At 73.1% G+C, this 18,503-nt stretch carries 16 protein-coding genes; 6 read left to right on the top strand and 10 right to left on the bottom strand.

Annotated elements, in window-relative coordinates; translation table 11 throughout:
- Positions 1-8 precede the first annotated feature (8 nt).
- The gene (locus ACIQVD_RS05785) at positions 9-1,769 is read left to right on the top strand and encodes a SpoIIE family protein phosphatase (RefSeq protein ID WP_402286271.1); all 1,761 of its coding nucleotides are present in this window, start codon (positions 9-11) and stop codon (positions 1,767-1,769) included.
- Here ACIQVD_RS05785 and ACIQVD_RS05780 read toward each other — a convergent pair.
- From ACIQVD_RS05780 to ACIQVD_RS05770, 3 genes are all read right to left on the bottom strand, one after another.
- On the bottom strand, positions 1,766-2,518 hold the full coding sequence (locus ACIQVD_RS05780; RefSeq protein ID WP_400682150.1) for an HNH endonuclease: 753 nt from the start codon (positions 2,516-2,518) through the stop codon (positions 1,766-1,768). The genes ACIQVD_RS05785 and ACIQVD_RS05780 overlap by 4 nt on opposite strands.
- Positions 2,515-3,420: an AAA family ATPase gene (locus ACIQVD_RS05775; RefSeq protein ID WP_402286698.1), complete on the bottom strand. Its 906-nt coding sequence runs from the start codon at positions 3,418-3,420 to the stop codon at positions 2,515-2,517. The genes ACIQVD_RS05780 and ACIQVD_RS05775 overlap by 4 nt, the downstream gene beginning before the upstream one ends.
- Positions 3,421-3,500: 80 nt before the next feature.
- Positions 3,501-4,502, bottom strand: coding sequence for a LysR substrate-binding domain-containing protein (locus ACIQVD_RS05770; protein WP_282202423.1), 1,002 nt, complete (start codon positions 4,500-4,502; stop codon positions 3,501-3,503).
- 165 nt (positions 4,503-4,667) lie between these two features.
- Between ACIQVD_RS05770 and ACIQVD_RS05765 the strand changes: the two genes are divergently transcribed.
- A complete protein-coding gene (locus ACIQVD_RS05765) occupies positions 4,668-5,219 on the top strand; it encodes a peroxiredoxin (protein WP_400682152.1) in 552 nt (183 codons plus the stop codon).
- 4 nt (positions 5,220-5,223) lie between these two features.
- Entirely contained in the window at positions 5,224-5,757 is a 534-nt protein-coding gene (locus ACIQVD_RS05760) for an alkyl hydroperoxide reductase (RefSeq protein WP_400682154.1), read from the top strand.
- Between the two features lie 95 nt (positions 5,758-5,852).
- Here ACIQVD_RS05760 and ACIQVD_RS05755 read toward each other — a convergent pair whose 3' ends face one another.
- From ACIQVD_RS05755 to ACIQVD_RS05740, 4 genes are all read right to left on the bottom strand, one after another.
- Positions 5,853-7,310 carry an AI-2E family transporter gene (locus ACIQVD_RS05755; protein WP_400682155.1) on the bottom strand — a complete coding sequence of 486 codons (1,458 nt, stop codon included), beginning with the start codon at positions 7,308-7,310 and terminating at the stop codon, positions 5,853-5,855.
- 406 nt (positions 7,311-7,716) lie between these two features.
- Positions 7,717-8,391, bottom strand: a complete 675-nt coding sequence (locus ACIQVD_RS05750; protein ID WP_100836552.1) for a transglycosylase SLT domain-containing protein — start codon at positions 8,389-8,391, stop codon at positions 7,717-7,719.
- A 409-nt stretch (positions 8,392-8,800) separates the two neighbouring features.
- Complete coding sequence (locus tag ACIQVD_RS05745; protein WP_400682156.1) at positions 8,801-10,132, bottom strand: PhoH family protein; 1,332 nt, start codon at positions 10,130-10,132, stop codon at positions 8,801-8,803.
- Between the two features lie 191 nt (positions 10,133-10,323).
- Positions 10,324-11,118: an isoprenyl transferase gene (locus tag ACIQVD_RS05740; RefSeq protein WP_400682157.1), complete on the bottom strand. Its 795-nt coding sequence runs from the start codon at positions 11,116-11,118 to the stop codon at positions 10,324-10,326.
- Positions 11,119-11,452: 334 nt separating this feature from the next.
- Between ACIQVD_RS05740 and ACIQVD_RS05735 the strand changes: the two genes are divergently transcribed.
- Positions 11,453-13,039: a chitinase gene (locus ACIQVD_RS05735; protein WP_402286265.1), complete on the top strand. Its 1,587-nt coding sequence runs from the start codon at positions 11,453-11,455 to the stop codon at positions 13,037-13,039.
- A gap of 130 nt (positions 13,040-13,169) precedes the next feature.
- On the opposite strand, the gene ACIQVD_RS05730 is transcribed toward ACIQVD_RS05735, so the two are convergent.
- On the bottom strand, positions 13,170-13,835 hold the full coding sequence (locus tag ACIQVD_RS05730; RefSeq protein ID WP_400682160.1) for a prepilin peptidase: 666 nt from the start codon (positions 13,833-13,835) through the stop codon (positions 13,170-13,172).
- Between the two features lie 130 nt (positions 13,836-13,965).
- On the opposite strand from ACIQVD_RS05730, the gene ACIQVD_RS05725 reads away from it, so the two are divergent.
- Positions 13,966-15,180 carry a pyridoxal phosphate-dependent aminotransferase gene (locus ACIQVD_RS05725; protein WP_400682161.1) on the top strand — a complete coding sequence of 405 codons (1,215 nt, stop codon included), beginning with the start codon at positions 13,966-13,968 and terminating at the stop codon, positions 15,178-15,180.
- Positions 15,181-15,273: 93 nt separating this feature from the next.
- Here the strand turns inward: ACIQVD_RS05725 and ACIQVD_RS05720 are convergent, their stop codons facing one another.
- Positions 15,274-17,103, bottom strand: coding sequence for a phosphoenolpyruvate carboxykinase (GTP) (locus ACIQVD_RS05720; protein ID WP_400682162.1), 1,830 nt, complete (start codon positions 17,101-17,103; stop codon positions 15,274-15,276).
- A 264-nt stretch (positions 17,104-17,367) separates the two neighbouring features.
- Between ACIQVD_RS05720 and ACIQVD_RS05715 the strand changes: the two genes are divergently transcribed.
- The gene (locus ACIQVD_RS05715) at positions 17,368-18,036 is read left to right on the top strand and encodes a hemolysin III family protein (RefSeq protein WP_400682163.1); all 669 of its coding nucleotides are present in this window, start codon (positions 17,368-17,370) and stop codon (positions 18,034-18,036) included.
- Positions 18,037-18,065: 29 nt separating this feature from the next.
- Here ACIQVD_RS05715 and ACIQVD_RS05710 read toward each other — a convergent pair whose 3' ends face one another.
- Positions 18,066-18,335 carry a hypothetical protein gene (locus ACIQVD_RS05710; RefSeq protein WP_400682164.1) on the bottom strand — a complete coding sequence of 90 codons (270 nt, stop codon included), beginning with the start codon at positions 18,333-18,335 and terminating at the stop codon, positions 18,066-18,068.
- Positions 18,336-18,503 lie beyond the last annotated feature (168 nt).

Below are 18,503 nucleotides of genomic sequence, written 5' to 3'. Positions count from 1 at the left end.
GGCAGCCCGTGCGCGACCACCTGGAGCCCCTGGCGGGGCAGCAGCCCGCCGTTCCCGTCCAGCGGCACCCGCCGCCCGGCGCGGGCCGGTCCGGCGAGGCGGCCTCCGGCGTGCCCGGGCGGCTGGCGGAGCGGTTGGCGGCGCTGGACCGGGCGGCCCGGCTGATCAACAGCTCGCTCGACCTGACGGCGACGCTGCGCAACCTGGGCCGGGTGCTCGTCCCGGCGGTCGCGGACGCCCTGGTGGTGCTGGTCCGCGACCCGCTGCCGGACGTCGAGCGCGACCCGGGCCCGCCCCGGGCGCTGCGGGTGCGGCACACCCGCGGGACCAGGCTGGGCCGCAGCGCGGGGGTGCGCCCGGTGCTGCCCGGCGGCGAACTGGAACGGGTGCTGGCCCGCCGCGCCGCGAGCGGGCCGACCGTGCTGGACGACCGCCGCCGGGGCGGTCCGGCCGCCGAACTGCTGGGCGCCCGGGCGCTGGGCCGGCTGCCGGCCGGGACGGCGCTGCTGGCGCTGCCGCTGCACGGGCGGCAGGCCGCGCTGGGCATGCTGCTGCTGGTCCGCCGTCCGGGGCCGGACGGCTCCCCGGCGGGTTTCGACCCGGCCGACGCGGCGACCGCCGCCCACCTGGCCACCCACGGCGGCCTCGCGGTGGACACCGCGCTGCGCTACACCCGCGAGTGGGAGATCGCCGACGAGCTCCAGCGCTCGATGCTGCCCGCGCACCTGCCGCAGCCGCACGGCGTCCGGCTGGCGCACCGCTACCTGCCGGGCGAGCGCGGCGCGCAGGTCGGCGGCGACTGGTACGACTCGATCCCGCTGCCCGGCAACCGGGTCGCCCTGATCACCGGCGACGTGATGGGCCACTCGCTGACCTCGGCCGCCGTGATGGGCCAGCTGCGCACCTCCGCGCAGACCCTGGCGGGCCTCGACCTGCCGCCGCACGAGGTGCTGTACCACCTGGACGAGCAGGCCCAGCGGCTGGGCCGCGAGCAGCACCTGGCGACCTGCGTGTACGCGGTGTACGACCCGATCGCGGGCCGGGTGCGGATCGCCAACGCCGGGCACGTGCCGCCGGTGCTGATCGGTCCGGACGGCACCAGCGAGCTGCTGGAGCTGCCCTCGGGCGCGCCGATCGGCGTCGGCGGGGTGGACTTCGCCTCGGTGGAGCTGCCCGCGCCGCCCGGTTCGGCGCTGCTGCTGTTCACCGACGGCCTGGTGGAGACCCGGCGCCGCCCGCTCGGCACCGGCCTGGAGCTGCTGCGGGCCCGGCTGGCGGGTGGGCACCGGTTCACCCCGGAGCAGCTGTGCCAGGAGGCGCTGCGGATCCTGCCGCCGGGCGACCGGGCCGACGACATCGCGCTGCTGGCGGCCGCGTTCGACGGCATCCCGGCCGAGGACGTGGCGCACTGGCACCTCCAGCCCCGGCACGAGACGCCGGGCCGGGCCCGCCGGCTGGCCGGGCACGCGCTGCGCCAGTGGGGGCTGGACCACCTCGCGGAGAGCTGCGAGCTGATGGTCAGCGAGCTGGTCACCAACGCGATCCAGCACGCCACCCGGCCGGTGACGCTGCGCCTGGTGCGCACCTCGGTGCTGCGCTGCGAGGTGGGCGACGACTCCCCGGCGCTGCCCCGCACCCGCCGGGCCGGTCCGGAGGAGGAGCGCGGCCGGGGCCTGCAGATAGTCTCCCGGTGCGCGGACCGCTGGGGGGCGACCCGGCTGGGGGCGGGCAAGGTGGTCTGGTTCGAGCAGCGGCTGGACCGGGGCTAGGCACCGGCCTCCCGGTGCTCCCCGGGCCTCCGGTCGTCCCCCGCCTCCCGCACGAGCCGTTCGAGCGCGTCGAGCACGTCCGGGCCGAGCACGGCGAGGGCCAGCGGGGGGCTGCGGCGCAGTCCGAGGACGGTGCGCAGCACGTCGGCGTGGTGGATCTCGCGCAGGGCGGCGGCGTACTCGGCGGCTTCGGCGGGCGGGGCGGCCCGCCAGGTCAGCAGCAGTGCCTTGACCACGGCGAACATCATCCGCCGGCCGCGGACGAGTTCGGGCCGCTCGTTGAGGCCGAACACCTCGATGGTGGCCTCGCCGCGGGCGGTCAGCGGGTCGTAGGCGCCGGAGTCGAGGTAGAGCCGCAGGTGGTCGGCCGGGTCCTCGCGGCAGGGGTCGATCAGCAGGCCGTCGCCGGTGGCGGGGTCGCGCGGGAAGCGGTCGCGCTTGCGGTTGCTGTTGCAGTGCGCGCAGGCCAGCAGGTGGTTCTGCCAGTCGAAGGTGCGCAGCGGGGCGTGGGCGATCGGCTCGAAGTGGTCGATGTCGGTGCCCAGGTTGTCGCCGCAGTACATGCAGCGTTCCAGGCCGGGGGCCATCTGCCGCAGCAGCAGCCGCAGTTGGGCCTTGGGCCGGACGGCGCGGCGCCAGGCGGCGCGTCCGGAGGCGGTGTCGGGACCGGCGGCCCGCACCTGGGCGGTGGCGCGTTCGAGTTCGGCGGCCAGCCGGGGTTGCAGCGGCGGCCGCTGGAGCGGGATCACCCGTCCCGGCCGAGCAGCCGGGCGGTGACCTCGTCGACCCGGGCGGTCAGCGAGCTGTTCAGCCGGGCGCCCAGTTCGCGGTACTCGGCGAGTTCCGCGGCGGTGGCCTGTCCGGCGTACATCTTGCGCTCCAGGCGCACCAGCAGCCGGCGTTCGGCCTCGGCGGCGGGCGAGTAGGCGCTGGGCAGCGCGAACAGTTCGGAGAGCGCGGTGTCCTCGCCGCTGCCGTAGAGCACCCGTTGGCGCAGTTCCTCGTCCAGCCGGTAGGGGGCGCGGTCCTCGTCGGGGCCGGGCAGCCGGATCAGGGCGCCGGGGTCGGCGGCCTGGCAGACGTACGGGCTGTGGGTGGCGACCAGGAACTGGGTGTGCGGGAAGTGCTCGGTGAGCCAGGGGCCGATCCGCTGCTGCCAGGCGGGGTGCAGGTGCCGGTCGACGTCGTCCAGCAGGACCGGGCCCCGGTCGGGGGCGGCCGCGAGCTGGCTGACCAGGCGGGCCAACTCGGCGGTGCCGCTGCCGAGTTCGTCCAGCGGGAGCTCCAGGCCGCCGCGGGCCACGTACTGCCGCTCCGGGTCGCTGACCCGCCAGCCGTCGGGCAGCACCCGGCCCGCCAGGTCGGCGTCCAGCGGGACGCGGCGGCCCTCGGCGCGCAGCGGGTAGCGGGCGCGCGGGGTGCCCGGCGGATCGCCGACCCGCCAGCGCGGGGCCGGGTCGGCCTGGGCCCAGCCCCCGGCGCCCCACCGCGCGGCGGGGCCGGGGGGCAGTGCGCCGAGCGCCATCGCGAGCACCAGCAGCAGCGTGCTCTTGCCGCTGCCGTTCGGCCCGGCGAACACCGTCCACCCCGGTTCCGGCGGGACCGCGAGGTCGACCTCGCGCGCACCGGTGAAGCACTTCACCCCGGACACCCTGATCCGCGACACGTACACCGGACCACCCCCTCGGGGCGATGTATGCCCACGCCCCGGCCCGCCCACCCGCCGGGGCGTCAACCGCCGTACCGCGCCTCGCCCTCACCCGTTCGGGCGGGGTTGCCGGGCGGGGCGGCCAGCCGGAGCGGGAGGCCGCGGAGCGCTTCGCGCAGGGCCGCCGCGAAGCGGCCGTACTCGGTGGTGCGGGCGGAGCCGGGCCGGTGGGCGAGGCCGATCCGGCGGCCGGGGGCGGGGTGGGCGAAGCGGACGGCGGCGAGGCGGTCGGTGCGTCCGGTCTCGACGTCGAGCGCGGTGGCGGGCAGCAGGGTGACGCCGAGTCCGCCGGCGACCAGTTGGACCAGGGTGGAGAGTCCGGCGGCCCGGGTGCTGCCGCCGGCCGGTTCGGCGCCGACCTCGCGGCAGATGTCGAGCGCCTGGTCGCGCAGGCAGTGCCCCTCCTCCAGCAGCAGCACGTCCAGGTCGAGCAGGGCGTCGCGGGGGACGTCGATCCGCCCGGCGAGTTCGTGCTCGGGCGGCACGATCAGCACGAAGTCCTCGTCGAACAGCGGGATCTCGGCCACCGGCAGGCTCCCGCCGGCGGGCAGCGCGAGCAGCAGCAGGTCGAGCCGCCCGTCGGCCAGGCCGCCCAGCAGCGAGGGGGTGCGCTCCTCGTGGACGTGCAGTTCGAGGTCGGGGTAGGCGTCGCGGACCAGGCGCAGCACGGCGGGCAGCAGGTAGGGCGCGACGGTGGGGATCACCCCGAGGTGCAGCGGCCCGGTGAACGGGCGGCGGGCGGCCTCGGCCTCCTCGGTGAGGGCGTGCAGCGCGCCGAGCACCCGCCGGGAGTGCTCGGCGATCCGTTCCCCGAGCGGGGTGATCACGACCCGGCGGGTGGTCCGTTCGACGAGTTGCGCGCCGAGCGACTCCTCCAGGGCGGCGACCGCCCCGGACAGCGCGGACTGGCTGGTGCCGATCGCGGACGCGGCCTCCCGGAAGTGCCGGTGCTCGGCGACCGCGGCGAAGGCGCGCAGCTGGGAGACGGTGGGGGTGCGGGGGGTGTGCGGGGGGTGGGGCTTCACGGGGTGCTTCCTGCCGGTCCGGTGCTCCCCTCCAGTCTGCCGCACTGATCGGACTTGCCTATCGCGGCGCACGTCAGAACCGATTTCACTGATCAGTTTCTCTGTGCGAGGCTGGGTACCGTCCGCAATCCGGACATCCCTCGTCCCAAGTTTTGGAGAAGCGACGTGCTGACGATCGGCGACAAGTTCCCCGAGTACGAACTCAACGCCTGCGTGGACCTCGACGCTGCGAGCGCCTTCGCCGAGATCAACCACAAGTCCTACGAGGGCAAGTGGCGGGTCGTCTTCTTCTGGCCGATGGACTTCACCTTCGTCTGCCCGACCGAGATCGCCGCGTTCGGCAAGCTGAACGAGGAGTTCGCCGACCGCGACGCCCAGGTCCTCGGCGTCTCCGGCGACTCCGAGTACGTGCACCACGCCTGGCGCAAGGACCACAAGGACCTGCGCGACCTGCCCTTCCCGATGCTGGCCGACGTCAAGCACGACCTGATGCGCGCCTGCGGCGTCGAGGGCGCGGACGGCACCGCCCAGCGCGCGGTGTTCATCGTCGACCCGAACAACGAGATCCAGTTCGTGATGGTGACCGCGGGCTCCGTCGGCCGCAACCCCAAGGAGGTGCTGCGGGTCCTCGACGCCCTGCAGACCGACGAGCTGTGCCCGTGCAACTGGACCAAGGGCGAGGACACCCTCGACGCCCAGTCCCTGCTGGCCGGCTGACCCGATGGCGCTCGACGAACTGAAGGCCGCCCTGCCGGACTACGCCAAGGACCTCAAGCTCAACCTCGGCTCGGTGATCGGCAACTCCGACCTGCCCGGGCAGCAGCTCTGGGGCACCGTGCTGGCCTGCGCGATGGCCACCCGCTCGGCGAGCGTGCTGCGCGAGCTGGAGCCGGAGGCCCGGGCCAACCTGAAGCCCGAGGCGTACGAGGCCGCCAAGGGCGCGGCCGCGATCATGGCGATGAACAACGTCTACTACCGGACGCTGCACCTGCTCTCCGACAAGGAGTACGGGACGATGCGGGCCGGTCTGCGGATGAACATCATCGGCAACCCGGGCGTCGACAAGGTCGACTTCGAGCTGTGGTCCTTCGCCGTCTCGGCGATCAACGGCTGCGGCCAGTGCCTCGACTCGCACGAGGGCGTGCTGCGCAAGGCCGGGGTCGACCGCGAGGTGATCCAGGCCGCGATCAGGATCGCCGCCACCGTCCAGGCCGTCGCCGCGGTGCTGGACGCCGAGGCGCAGCTGCCGCGGTAGGTCCGCCGCGCACGCGGAAGGGTCCGCCCGGGGAGAGGGTTCTCTCCCCGGGCGGACCCTTCCGCGTGCGGCGCCCGCCCGAGCCCCGGCGGGGCTCACTGCTTCTTGGCGGCCTCGATGGCCTGGAAGACCTCCTGCCCGGCCGCGTTGCGCCGGCGCAGGTGCCCGGTGACGGTGTTGGTCACGGCGATCAGCGGGACGGCGACGATCGCGCCGGGGATGCCGCCGAGGATGGAGCCGGTGGCGACGCCGAGCACCACGGCCAGCGGGTGGACCCGGACCGCGCGGCCGAGGATGAGCGGCTGGAGGATGTGGCCCTCCAGCTGCTGGACGCCGATCAGGATGGCCAGCGCGATCAGTGCCTTGGCCGGCCCGACCGTGACCACCGCGATCAGCACCGCGATGGTGCCGGTGACCAGCGCGCCGACCAGCGGCACGAACGCGCCCAGGAAGATGATCACCGCGAGCGGGATGGCCATCGGCACGCCGAGCATGAAGAGCCCGGTGCCGATGCAGAGCGCGTCGATGAAGGCCACGGTGACGGTGCCGCGGACGTACGCGGTCAGGGTGGCCCACGCCTTGGGCCCGGCCCCGGCCAGCGCGTAGCGGGAGTGCCGGGGCAGTCCGCGCAGCACCCAGCTCCAGATCCGGGCGCCGTCGTAGAGCAGGAAGAAGGTGGTGAAGGCGGTGAGCACCACGCCGGTGAGCAGTTCGACGGCGATGGTGACGCCGGTGAAGCCGGCCGAGGTGAGCTGCTCGGAGTTCTTGCCGATGGCGGTGGTGATCTGGTTGGTGACGTTGTCGAGCTGGTCGGGGGTGAGGTGGAACGGGCCGGTCAGCAGCCAGTCCCGCAGCTGCCGGACGCCGTTCTGGACCTGGACGGTGACGGGGTCGAGGTTGCTGGAGACCTGCCAGAACACGAACCAGCCGACCAGGCCGATGCTGGCCAGGCCGGCCAGGAAGGTGATCGCGGCGGCCACCGAGCGGGGCACCCCGCGCCGGCGCAGCCAGGAGACGGTGGGTTCGAGCAGCGCGGAGATGAGCAGGGCGGCGATCGCGGCGAAGGCGACCAGCTTGAGGGTGTCGACCACCCGGAGGACCACGTAGAGGGCGACGCCGAGCAGCAGCAGCCGCCAGGTGGACTCGGCGGCGACCCGCAGCGACCAGGGCACCGCGTCCACCGGGTTGGCGGGCCGGCCGAGCGGGGCGGTGCCGGCCGGGGGTTCGGCGGCCGGGGGTTCGACGGGCTGCGCGGGGCGCGGGGCGGGCACGGTGTCGTCGGTCCGCACGGCCGCTCCTTCCGGTGGGACGGGCGCGCCGGGGTCGGCCGGTGCGCCGTGGGCCGCGGCGAGCTGACGGGCCGTCCGCTCGGCGCTGCGCAGGGCGGCGCGTTCGGCGGCCAGTTCGACGGCCTGTTCGGTGGCGAGGACGTGCGCCTCGGCGGAGATGGCCGCGCGGCGGCGGCGTTCGGCGGCGGCGAACAGCCCGGCCGCGACCGCTCCGATCTTGGCGATGCCGCGCCAGCGGCCGCCGTCCGGCTCTTCTTCCGTCACTGCCCGGTCTCCCCCGCGTCGGTTCCTGTCGGCCGCGGGTCGCGCGGCCGTCGGTGAGGAACGCTACCCGGCGCGGGCGGGCCGGGTCTCGGGGGTGGCTCGGTCAACTACCGGTAAAAACGGGCAAATCATCGGCTTTGTGGATGTTTCACCCGGCGCGGAGGGGGAAGGGGGTGAGCAGACAGACCTTCTGCCGGCGGACCGGCCGGGAGCGGAGGAAACCAGGACCCGCTCCGCTCCCCCGCGTCCGCACCGAGCCGTCGCCGCCCGCGGCGCACTGGTCAGCGTCGCCCGGGCGGGGCGGCCGTTCCGTGCCGGTCGTCCGGTGGCAGCACGCGCGGGGCCCCGGCTCCCTCGCGGGAGCCGGGGCCCTGGTCGTCACGTGCGGGTCCGAACCGGGGGCGGCTCAGTACCAGTTGTGGGCCTGCCAGAACGACCAGGCGCCGCAGGGGCTGCCGTAGCGGCTGTTCATGTAGTTGAGGCCCCACTTGATCTGGGTCTCGGGGTTGGTCCGCCAGTCCGCGCCGGCCGAGGCCATCTTGGAGCCCGGCAGCGCCTGGACCAGGCCGTAGGCACCGGAGGAGGCGTTGGTCGCGGTGTAGTTCCAGCCGCTCTCGCGCTTCACGATCTGGCTGAAGCACTGGAACTGGGTGGGGTCGCCGACGATCTGCAGCGCCATGTCCTGGACCGAGCCGGGGCTGACGGTCGCGAGCACGCTGCGGGCGGCGGCCCGGTTGGCCTCTTCCTTGGCCCGCTTGGCCTCGGCCTCCTTGGCGGCCTTGTCCGCGTCGGCCTTGGCCTGGGCGTCGGCCGCGGCCTTCTGCCGGGCGGCCTCGGCGGCGGCCTTCCTGGCGGCGGTGTCGGCGGACACCTGCTGGGCGTCGGCCTGCCGGCCGATCCCGTCGCTGACGTTCTGGGCCTGCGCACCGGTGGGCGCGTCGGCGAGCAGGGTGGCGCTCGCGACGTCGACCGTCTGGACGGCCTTGCCCTCGCTGCCAGAGGCCGCACCCACGACGGCACCGACGGCGGTCACCGCGGTGGCGGAGGCGACAGCGACTCCCCGGACCGAGATCCGAGTCACATGGTTTCCTTCCAGCGTCGCCCGTCCTGTGACCGCACGGGCGCGTTATCTGCCCCTGGCACTGGCCTCCGTCGAACGCTGGTCACGGGAGGCACGGGCTCGGCCGTCCCCCCGGGCGGGCCCGGAGCGGCGGTTGGATCGAGCGGCGTACGGCCTTGCGGTTGTTCAGTTGTCCGCCCGCCGACCAGGGTCGCCGGGCGTGCGGTTGCCGTACGCGGGGCCTGACAGAACCCACACCATGCCGCACGCGAGCGTGTCTACGCAATTCCCTTGGCCGTGGCGGATCTCACAAACTTTTCGACCTGCGGCTTTGGCGGAACGGCCGCCGAGGGGACGTCAGTTCGACTGACAGCGAAGGGGCCTGACGCTATGCGCCAGGCCCCTTTGCCCCGCTGTGTCCCGGTATGGCCTAGGGCTGGATGTCCTCCAGCATCTCGGTCACCAGGGCGGCGATCGGCGAGCGCTCGGACCGCGTGAGCGTGACGTGGGCGAACAGCGGGTGCCCCTTCAGCTTCTCCACCACGGCGACCACCCCGTCGTACCGGCCGACCCGCAGGTTGTCCCGCTGCGCGACGTCGTGGGTGAGCACCACCCGGGAGTTCTGGCCGATCCGGGAGAGCACCGTGAGCAGCACGTTCCGCTCCAGCGACTGCGCCTCGTCCACGATCACGAAGGCGTCGTGCAGCGAGCGCCCGCGGATGTGGGTGAGCGGCAGCACCTCCAGCATGCCGCGGGAGATGACCTCCTCGATCACGTCGGGCGTGGTGACGGCGGAGAGGGTGTCGAAGACCGCCTGCGCCCAGGGGCCCATCTTCTCGGCCTCGCTGCCGGGCAGGTAGCCGAGCTCCTGGCCGCCGACCGCGTACAGCGGGCGGAAGACCATCACCTTGCGGTGCTGGCGGCGCTCCAGGACGGCTTCGAGCCCGGCGCACAGGGCGAGCGCGGACTTGCCGGTGCCGGCCCGGCCGCCCATCGAGATGATCCCGATCTCCGGGTCGAGCAGCAGGTCGAGGGCGATCCGCTGCTCGGCGCTGCGGCCGCGCAGGCCGAACGCCTCGCGGTCGCCGCGCACCAGCTGCACCCGGCCGTCGGGGGCCACCCGGCCCAGCGCCCGGCCGCGCTCGGAGTGCAGCACCAGGCCGGTGTGGACCGGGAGCTGCTCGGCGCCCTCCACCTCCAGGGCGTGCTCCTGGCCGGCGAACAGCCGGTCCACCTGGTCGGCGGGGACGTGCAGTTCGGTCATGCCCGTCCAGCCGGAGGTGATCGCCAGCTCGGCCCGGTACTCCTCGGCCAGCAGGCCGACCGAGCTGGCCTTGATCCGCAGCGGCAGGTCCTTGGAGACGACGGTGACGTCGTAGCCCTCGGCCTGCAGGTTGCGGGCGACCGCGAGGATGCGGGTGTCCGCCTCGCCGCCGCCGACCCGGTAGCCGGCCGGGAGGATCGAGGTGTCGGAGTGGTTCAGTTCGACCCGGATGGTGCCGCCGAGCTCGCCGACCGGGATCGGCTCGTCCAGCCGGCCGTGCCGCACCCGGTAGTCGTCCAGCATCCGCAGTGCCTGGCGGGCGAAGTAGCCCAGCTCCGGGTGGTGCCGTTTGGCCTCCAGCTCGGTGACGACGACGACCGGGAGGACCACCTCGTGCTCCTCGAAGCGCGTCATCGCCATCGGGTCCGCCAGGAGCACGCTGGTGTCGAGGACGTACGTGCGCCGGTCAGGTGTCCGGCGGCTCTTGGAACTGACCACTAGCCCTCCAGAGCGGGTGACCCGACGTCACCCGCGGCCCACCGGTCCCCGCGGCCCCGCTGGCCGGGGGGACGGTCTGAAGGGTGTATTCCCAGGCGAGCGGCCCCGCATTCGCGCCCGCGCGAATGGCGGGATCACACCGGGTGAACGTTTTCCCACCCGTCCCACGGGTAGTGGAGCCTGACCCGGGGTCAGCGTCCCATCCGCCGGTTGCGCAGCTGGTAGTCGCGCAGCGCCCGGAGGAAGTCGACCTTCCGGAAGGCCGGCCAGTACGCCTCGCAGAAGTAGAACTCGCTGTGCGCGGACTGCCAGAGCAGGAAGCCGGACAGCCGCTGCTCGCCGGAGGTGCGGATCACCAGGTCCGGGTCGGGCTGGCCCTTGGTGTAGAGGTGCTCGGCGATGTGCTCGACGTCGAGGACCTCGGCCAGCTCCTCGATCGAGGTGCCGCGCCCGGCGTGCTCCTGGAGCAGCGAGCGGACGGCGTCGGCGATCTCCTGGCGGCCGCCGTAGCCGATCGCCACGTTCACGGTCAGCCCGTCGATGTGCCCGGTCTCCTGAGCGGCCCGCTTGAGCACCTCGGCGGTGCGCGCGGGCAGCAGGTCGAGCGCGCCGACCGGGTGGACCTTCCAGCGGCCGGCCTCGGCCAGGCCGCGCACCGCGTCCTCGATGATGCCGAGCAGCGGGACGAGTTCCTCGGCGGGGCGGGCCAGGTTGTCGGTGGAGAGCATCCACAGGGTGACCACCCGGACGTCGGTCTCCTCGCACCAGCCCAGGAACTCGCTGATCTTGTCGGCGCCGCGCCGGTGCCCGTAGGCGGTGCTGCCGCCGGTGGCCTTGGCCCAGCGCCGGTTGCCGTCCAGGATCACGCCGATGTGGTGCGGGGTGTTCGCCAGGTGCACCTCGACCCGGCGGCCGTACAGGCGGTAGGCCCGGTCCAGCAGGGTGCGCAGCCCCGGCGTGCGTTCCACCACATCGCGCAGACCCATCGTGAACGGCCCCTCCGTGCTGATTGCTCCGGGTGCGAAATCCCTGCGGCAGCCTACTCCGCCCGGGTTTGCGCGCGGCAAAACCGCAGGTACCGGTCTTGTCACAGTGCGCGCACGAGGACGGCTACGGAACGGTCTCCGAATCCTTAAACGGCCCCTAAACCGGATTCCGGGTCTTGACGCTTGCCATTGGTCTAGTCCAGCGTGTGGTCAGCACCACAGCGGACCCTCCCCCACAGGCGGAGCCGCCGCGACCCCCACCGCGGCGGCTCTCCCCGACATTCCGGCGTGCCTCCCCACACCCGTACCCCCACTCCCCGCACTGGAGCCTGTCATGGCCCGTACCCTGCAGCAGCCGTCCCACCGGCGCCGCAACAAGATCCCGGCGGTGCTCGCCACCGCGACCGCGCTGGCCCTGGCCGGCACCGGTCTCGCCCTGTCGGCCGGCGGCGCGAGCGCCGCGGTCGGCAACCTGGTCACCAACGGCGGCTTCGACTCCGGCCTGTCCGGCTGGTCCTGCACCGGCACCACCGCCGCGGTCTCCACCCCCGTGCACTCGGGCACCGGCGCGCTGTCCGCCACCCCCGGCGCCGGCGACACCGCGGAGTGCACCCAGACCGTCTCGGTGCTTCCCAACACCGCCTACACGCTGAACGGCTGGGTCCAGGGCCAGTACGTCTACCTGGGCGCCCGCGGCACCGGCGGCACCGACCCGTCCACCTGGTCGGCGCAGAGCGCCTGGAACCAGCTGAACACCACCTTCACCACCGGCGCCAACACCACCAGCGTCACGCTGTACGTCCACGGCTGGTACGGCCAGCCCACGTACTACGCGGACGACATCCAGCTGATCGGCCCGGGCGGCACCGCCTCCCCGACCCCGTCGGCCTCGCCCACCAAGAGCGCCTCGCCGTCCCCGTCGGCCTCGCCGACCAAGAGCGCCTCGCCGTCCGCGTCGGCCTCGCCCACCAAGAGCTCCTCGCCCAGCCCGTCGGCCTCGACGAGCACCCCGCCGCCGGTCACCGGCCTGCCCAAGCACGCGCTGACCGGCTACTGGCAGAACTTCGACAACGGCGCGACCGTGCAGCGGCTGCGCGACGTGCAGTCCGCGTACGACATCATCGCGGTCTCCTTCGCCGACGCGACCACCACCCAGGGCGGGATCTCCTTCACCCTGGACCCGGCGCTGGCCACCAAGCTCGGCGGCTACTCCGACGCCGACTTCAAGGCCGACATCGCCGCCAAGCACGCGGCCGGCAAGAAGGTCGTCCTCTCCATCGGCGGCCAGAACGGTGCCATCTCGGTGGGCAACGCCACCGCGGCGACCAACTTCGCCAACTCGGCGTACGCCCTGATCCAGCAGTACGGCTTCGACGGCATCGACGTCGACCTGGAGAACGGCGTCGACCCGACCTACATGGCGCAGGCGCTGCACACCCTGCAGTCCAAGGTCGGCTCCGGCTTCATCCTGACCATGGCGCCCGAGACCATCGGCATGTACTCCACCGCCGGCGCGTACTTCCAGCTCGCGCTGAACACCAAGGACATCCTGACCGTCGTCAACACCCAGTTCTACAACTCGGGCGGCATGAACGGCTGCGACGGCAAGGTCTACAACCAGGGCACCATCGACTTCATCACCGCCCAGGTCTGCACCCACATCCAGGGCGGCCTGCGGCCGGACCAGGTCGGCATCGGCGTCCCCGCCTCCACCAAGGCGGCCGGCGGCGGCTACGTCAACTCCACCGTGGTGAACAACGCGCTGGACTGCCTGGCCACCGGCAACCACTGCGGCAGCTTCGTCCCGCCGGCCAAGTGGCCGACCATCCGCGGCGCGATGACCTGGTCGACCAACTGGGACGCCGCCAACGGCAACGACTTCTCCACCAACGTCGGCGCCTTCGCGCACGGCATGCAGTAAGCAGGACAGAGAGCCAGTGCGCCGCTCCTCGAGGGTGGGGTAGGTGCACGCACAGGGGCCCGCCGTACCGCTGGGGTACGGCGGGCCCCGCCCATGGCCCGCGCCCGTCGCAGGCCGGTGCGCCCATGGGTCAGGGCGCCGCCAGCACCGCCGCCAGCGTGCCCAGCAGCATCGCCGGGCCGAACGCCAGCTCGCTGCGCCGGCCCGCCCGGCGCAGCACCAGCAGGGCCACCGCCCACAGCGCGGCGACCGCCCACATGGCGAACAGGCCCCCGTACACCGTCCGCCAGCCGGCCAGGCCCAGGACCGCGCCCAGCGACGGGGCCAGCTTGGCGTCGCCCAGGCCCATCGGGGCCAGCAGCGCCAGCAGCAGGAACAGCAGCCCGAGGGCGCCCGCCGCCAGCGCGCAGCGCAGCCACACCGCCGGGCGGTGGTCGGCGAGCGGGACGAGCGCGGCGGTGCCGAGGAACAGCGGCAGGGTCAGCGCGTCCGGCAGCCGCTTCACCGCGGCGTCCACGAAGCCCAGCACGGTGCCGAACAGGGCCAGCCACACCAGCACCGGCAGCCAGCGCCCGGGCGCCCAGGCACCCAGGGCCGCGCCGAGCGCCGCGGCGGCGGCCTCGACGGACAGCGGCGGCGGGCCGACCCGTTCGCCGTGCCGGACGCAGCGGCCGAGCGGGGTGGGCCGGCAGTCGCGCCACGGCTCGCCGGGCGGCACCGCGTAGCGCGCCACCGCGACCCGCAGCGGCGGCCCCGCGAGCAGTCCCAGCACGGCCCCGAGCACTGCCCCGAACATCCGGCCCTCCCCTGACGGCCCTCCCCTGACGGTCCGCCGCGACCCTACCGGCCGGGGCGTTCGCCCGTCCGTGTCCAGGTGGCGAACACCACGCGGTGATCGGTGTGAGCCGCCCGTAAAGTAGGCGGGTATGCAGGTCATCCAGTCCAGCAAGCTCGCCAATGTCTGCTACGACATCCGCGGTCCGGTCCTCGACGAGGCGATGCGGCTGGAGGAGCAGGGCCACCGCATCCTGAAGCTCAACACCGGCAACCCGGCCGCGTTCGGCTTCGAGGCGCCGCCCGAGATCCTCCAGGACATCCTCCGCAACCTCAACTCGGCCCACGGGTACGGCGATTCGAAGGGCCTGCTGTCGGCCCGGCGGGCCGTGGTGATGCACTACGAGGAGCGCGGCCTGCACGGTCTCACCGTCGAGGACGTCTACCTGGGCAACGGCGTCTCCGAGCTGATCCAGCTCGCCATGACCGCCCTGCTCGACGACGGCGACGAGGTGCTCGTCCCGGCGCCCGACTACCCGCTGTGGACGGCCTCGGTCTCGCTGGCCGGCGGCACCGCCGTGCACTACCGCTGCGACGAGCAGGCCGAGTGGTACCCGGACCTGGCCGACATCGCCGCGAAGATCACCGACCGCACCCGGGCGATCGTGGTGATCAACCCCAACAACCCCACCGGCGCGGTGTACCCGCGCGAGCTGCTGGAGGGCATCGCCGAACTCGCCCGGCGGCACCGGCTGGTGATCTACGCGGACGAGATCTACGACAAGATCCTCTACGACGGCGTCGAGCACACCCCGTTGGCCACCCTGGCGCCCGACCTGTTCTGCGTCACCTTCAACGGCATGTCCAAGTCCTACCGGGTCGCGGGGTTCCGCTCCGGCTGGATGGTGCTCTCCGGCGACCGGCACCGGGCCCGCTCCTACATCGAGGGCCTCAACGTGCTCGCCTCGATGCGGCTGTGCGCCAACATGCCCGCCCAGCACGCGGTCGCCGCCGCGCTCGGCGGCCGGCAGTCGATCCGCGACCTGATCCTGCCCGGCGGCCGGCTGCTCGCCTCCCGGGACGCCGCGTACAAGCTGCTGAACGAGATCCCGGGCGTCTCCTGCGTCAAGCCGAAGGGCGCGCTGTACGCCTTCCCGCGGCTCGACCCGCAGGTCTACAAGATCAAGGACGACGCGCAGATGGTCCTGGACCTGCTGCGCGCCCAGCGGATACTGATCGTCCAGGGCACCGGCTTCAACTGGCCCGACCCGGACCACTTCCGCCTGGTCACCCTCCCCCGCCCGGAGGAGATCACCGACGCGGTCACCCGGATCGGCGACTTCCTGTCCGGCTACGCCCAGCCGTAGCGCGGGGGCGGGGCCGACGGCGGCGGGGTCCGCCCGGCGAGGAGGGTCTCCTCGCCGGGCGGACCCCGCGGTGCGTCGGGCCGCGGCCGGAGGTCAGTCGCCGAGCCGCTTGACCAGCGCCCGGTACTCGTCCCACAGCGCGCTCGGCGTGTGCGCGCCGAACAGCTCCAGGTGGGCCGGGACCAGCGCGGCCTCCTGCTTCCAGATCTCCCGGTCGACCGTGAACAGCAGCTCGCGGTCGGCGTCGGAGAGCTCCAGCCCGTCCAGGTCGAAGCCGTCCACCTCGGGCAGCACGCCGATCGGCGTCTCGACGCCCGCCGCGGTGCCCTCCAGGCGCTCGACGATCCACTTCAGGACGCGGCTGTTCTCGCCGTAGCCGGGCCAGACGAACTGGCCGTCGGCGTTCTTCCGGAACCAGTTGACGTAGTAGATCTTCGGCAGCTTCTCCGGGTCGGCGTCCGCGCCGACCTTGAGCCAGTGCGCGAAGTAGTCGCCCATGTTGTAGCCGCAGAACGGCAGCATGGCGAACGGGTCGCGGCGCAGCTCGCCGACGGTGCCCTCGGCGGCGGCGGTCTTCTCGGAGGCGATGTTGGCGCCGAGGAAGACGCCGTGCTGCCAGTCGAAGGACTCGGTGACCAGCGGGACGGCGGTGGCCCGGCGTCCGCCGAACAGGATCGCCGAGATCGGCACGCCGGCCTGGTCCTCCCACTCCGGGGCGATGGTCGGGCACTGCGCGGCGGGGACGGCGAACCGCGCGTTCGGGTGGGCGGCGGGGGTGCCGGACGCGGGCGTCCAGTCGTTGCCGCGCCAGTCGGTGAGGTGCGCGGGCGGCTCCTCGGTGAGGCCCTCCCACCACACGTCGCCGTCGTCGGTGAGGGCGACGTTGGTGAAGACGGTGTTGCCCCAGAGGGTCCTGATCGCGTTGGCGTTGGTGTCCTCGCCGGTGCCGGGGGCGACGCCGAAGAAGCCGGCCTCCGGGTTGATCGCGTGGAGCCGGCCGTCGGCGCCGAACCGCATCCAGGCGATGTCGTCGCCGATGGTCTCGACCTTCCAGCCCGGGACGGTCGGCTGGAGCATGGCGAGGTTGGTCTTGCCGCAGGCGGACGGGAACGCGGCGGCGACGTACTTGACCTCGCCGGAGGGCGGGGTGAGCTTGAGGATCAGCATGTGCTCGGCCAGCCAGCCCTCGTCGCGGGCCATGGTGGAGGCGATCCGCAGCGCGTAGCACTTCTTGCCGAGCAGGGCGTTGCCGCCGTAGCCGGAGCCGTAGGACCAGATCTCCCGGGTCTCCGGGAAGTGCGAGATGTACTTGGTGCTGTTGCACGGCCACGGCACGTCGTCCTGGCCCTCGGCCAGCGGGGCGCCGACGGTGTGCACGGCCTTGACGAACTCGCCGTCCTCGCCGAGCTGGTCGAGCACGGCCTGTCCCATCCGGGTCATCACGCGCATCGAGACGGCGACGTACGCGGAGTCGGTGATCTCGACGCCGTACGCGGCCAGCGGGGAGCCGACCGGGCCCATCGAGAACGGCACCACGTACATGGTGCGGCCGCGCATCGCGCCGCGGAACAGGCCGTCCTCGCCCTGGAAGACGCTCCGCATCTCGGCGGGGGCCTTCCAGTGGTTGGTCGGGCCGGCGTCCTGCTCGCGCTCGGAGCAGATGAAGGTGCGGTCCTCGACACGGGCGACGTCGGACGGGTCGGAGGCCGCGTAGTAGGAGTTGGGGCGCTTGGCTTGGTCGAGCCTGGTGAAGGTGCCCTGGGCGACGAGCTGCTCGGCGAGGCGGTGGTACTCCTCCTCCGAGCCGTCGCACCAGACGACGCGGTCCGGCTGGGTGAGGTCGGCAATCTCGTTCACCCAGTCCACCAGGCGCTGGTGGCGGGTGGGCGCGGACTCGGCGAGTGCAGAGGTCTGAGGCGGCACGATCGCTCCGTTTCACACCATCTCGGCCAGGAGACGGCTTCGCGGGGGTTGAGGGTGGTTACACGGTAGCTCCGGGTCGAGCCCTCTTCTTCGTCCAATTGGCGTCATTGACGAGATTTTTACTACGGACTGTCTGATTCGGGGGCCCGGAACTGCTCCTCGAATGCCCCGGGGAGACCTTGATCACTCGGCCTCAATGCTCCAGAACGTACAAGAGTGAGGATCGCCACTTCACTACGCGCCAGTAACCTACGGTTCCGTAAGATGCTGTCCATGACCGCGGAAGCGCTGGAGCTCATGAAGCCCAAGTGGCGTGGCTGGCTGCACGCCGGAATGTTCCCGGCCGCCCTGGCCGCCGGAATCGTGTTGATCTGCCTGGCCGACTCGACGGCGGCGCGGGTCGCCTGCGTCGTCTACTCGGTGAGCGCCTGGATGCTGTTCGGGGTGAGCGCGCTCTACCACCGCTTCACCTGGGGGCCGCGCGGCGAGGCGGTGCTGCGCCGGCTCGACCACGCCAACATCTTCCTGATCATCGCCGGGACGTACACCCCGTTCACCATGCTGCTGCTGGACGGCGCGCGACAGCAGGTGCTGCTGTGGCTGGTGTGGGGCGGGGCGCTGGCCGGGATCGCGTTCCGGGTGTTCTGGGTCGGCGCGCCGCGCTGGCTGTACACCCCGTGCTACGTGGCCCTCGGCTGGGCGGCGGTGTTCTTCCTGCCGGACTTCCTGCACAGGGGCGGCGCGGCCGTGCTGACCCTGATCGTCGTCGGCGGCGTGCTCTACACGGTCGGCGGCGTGGTCTACGGCCTCAAGCGGCCGAACCCGTCACCGCGCTGGTTCGGCTTCCACGAGGTCTTCCACGCCCTCACCCTGGGCGCGTTCATCGTGCAGTACGTGGGGGTCTCGCTGGTGGCGTACACCGTCACCTCCTGACCCCCCGCTCCCCGCGGCGCTCCGGCAGCTCAGTACCTCACCGGCTGGGCCCTGCCCTCCAGCCGCTCCCGGGCCCGACGGCAGCGCTCGCAGTGCGCCGCGTCGGGCCCTTCGCCCGCCGTGCGCCGGTGGGCCCGGCCGCGGAAGCGGTGCGCGACCCAGGCCATCACCGCCAGCACCTCGATCGCGGAGACGCCCCAGACCAGGCGGGCCCCGCCGATCAGGTACCCGGCGATGACGGCCAGCGCGGCCAGCACACCGACCACGCCGCTCCAGAACCGCGCCGCACCGTACTCCATCGGCAAACCTCCCGCCGGCCGACAGGTCTTCTGACAGGTCGTCAGAGAACTTCCCACCTACAGTGACACGTTCGGCACGCTGCGAGGGCGAACAGGGGATCAACAACGCGTCAATTCCAGAGGTGGGAATCGCGCAGGAAGGCGTTCCGGTGGGCGCGTTCCGGTCGG

The organism is Kitasatospora sp. NPDC090308, assembly GCF_044769485.1.
Lineage (GTDB): Bacteria > Actinomycetota > Actinomycetes > Streptomycetales > Streptomycetaceae > Kitasatospora > Kitasatospora fiedleri.
Note: the sequence above shows the minus strand (reverse complement) of the source record. Positions and strands in the feature narration are given on the sequence as shown.

Coding starts and splice junctions, on each gene's coding strand:
- ACIQVD_RS05760 (WP_400682154.1), top strand. CDS start 5,224: ATGGCGCTCGACGAACTGAAGGCCGCCCTGCCGGACTACGCCAAGGAC.
- ACIQVD_RS05740 (WP_400682157.1), bottom strand. CDS start 11,118: ATGGGTCTGCGCGATGTGGTGGAACGCACGCCGGGGCTGCGCACCCTG.
- ACIQVD_RS05735 (WP_402286265.1), top strand. CDS start 11,453: ATGGCCCGTACCCTGCAGCAGCCGTCCCACCGGCGCCGCAACAAGATC.
- ACIQVD_RS05730 (WP_400682160.1), bottom strand. CDS start 13,835: ATGTTCGGGGCAGTGCTCGGGGCCGTGCTGGGACTGCTCGCGGGGCCG.
- ACIQVD_RS05725 (WP_400682161.1), top strand. CDS start 13,966: ATGCAGGTCATCCAGTCCAGCAAGCTCGCCAATGTCTGCTACGACATC.
- ACIQVD_RS05715 (WP_400682163.1), top strand. CDS start 17,368: ATGCTGTCCATGACCGCGGAAGCGCTGGAGCTCATGAAGCCCAAGTGG.
- ACIQVD_RS05710 (WP_400682164.1), bottom strand. CDS start 18,335: ATGGAGTACGGTGCGGCGCGGTTCTGGAGCGGCGTGGTCGGTGTGCTG.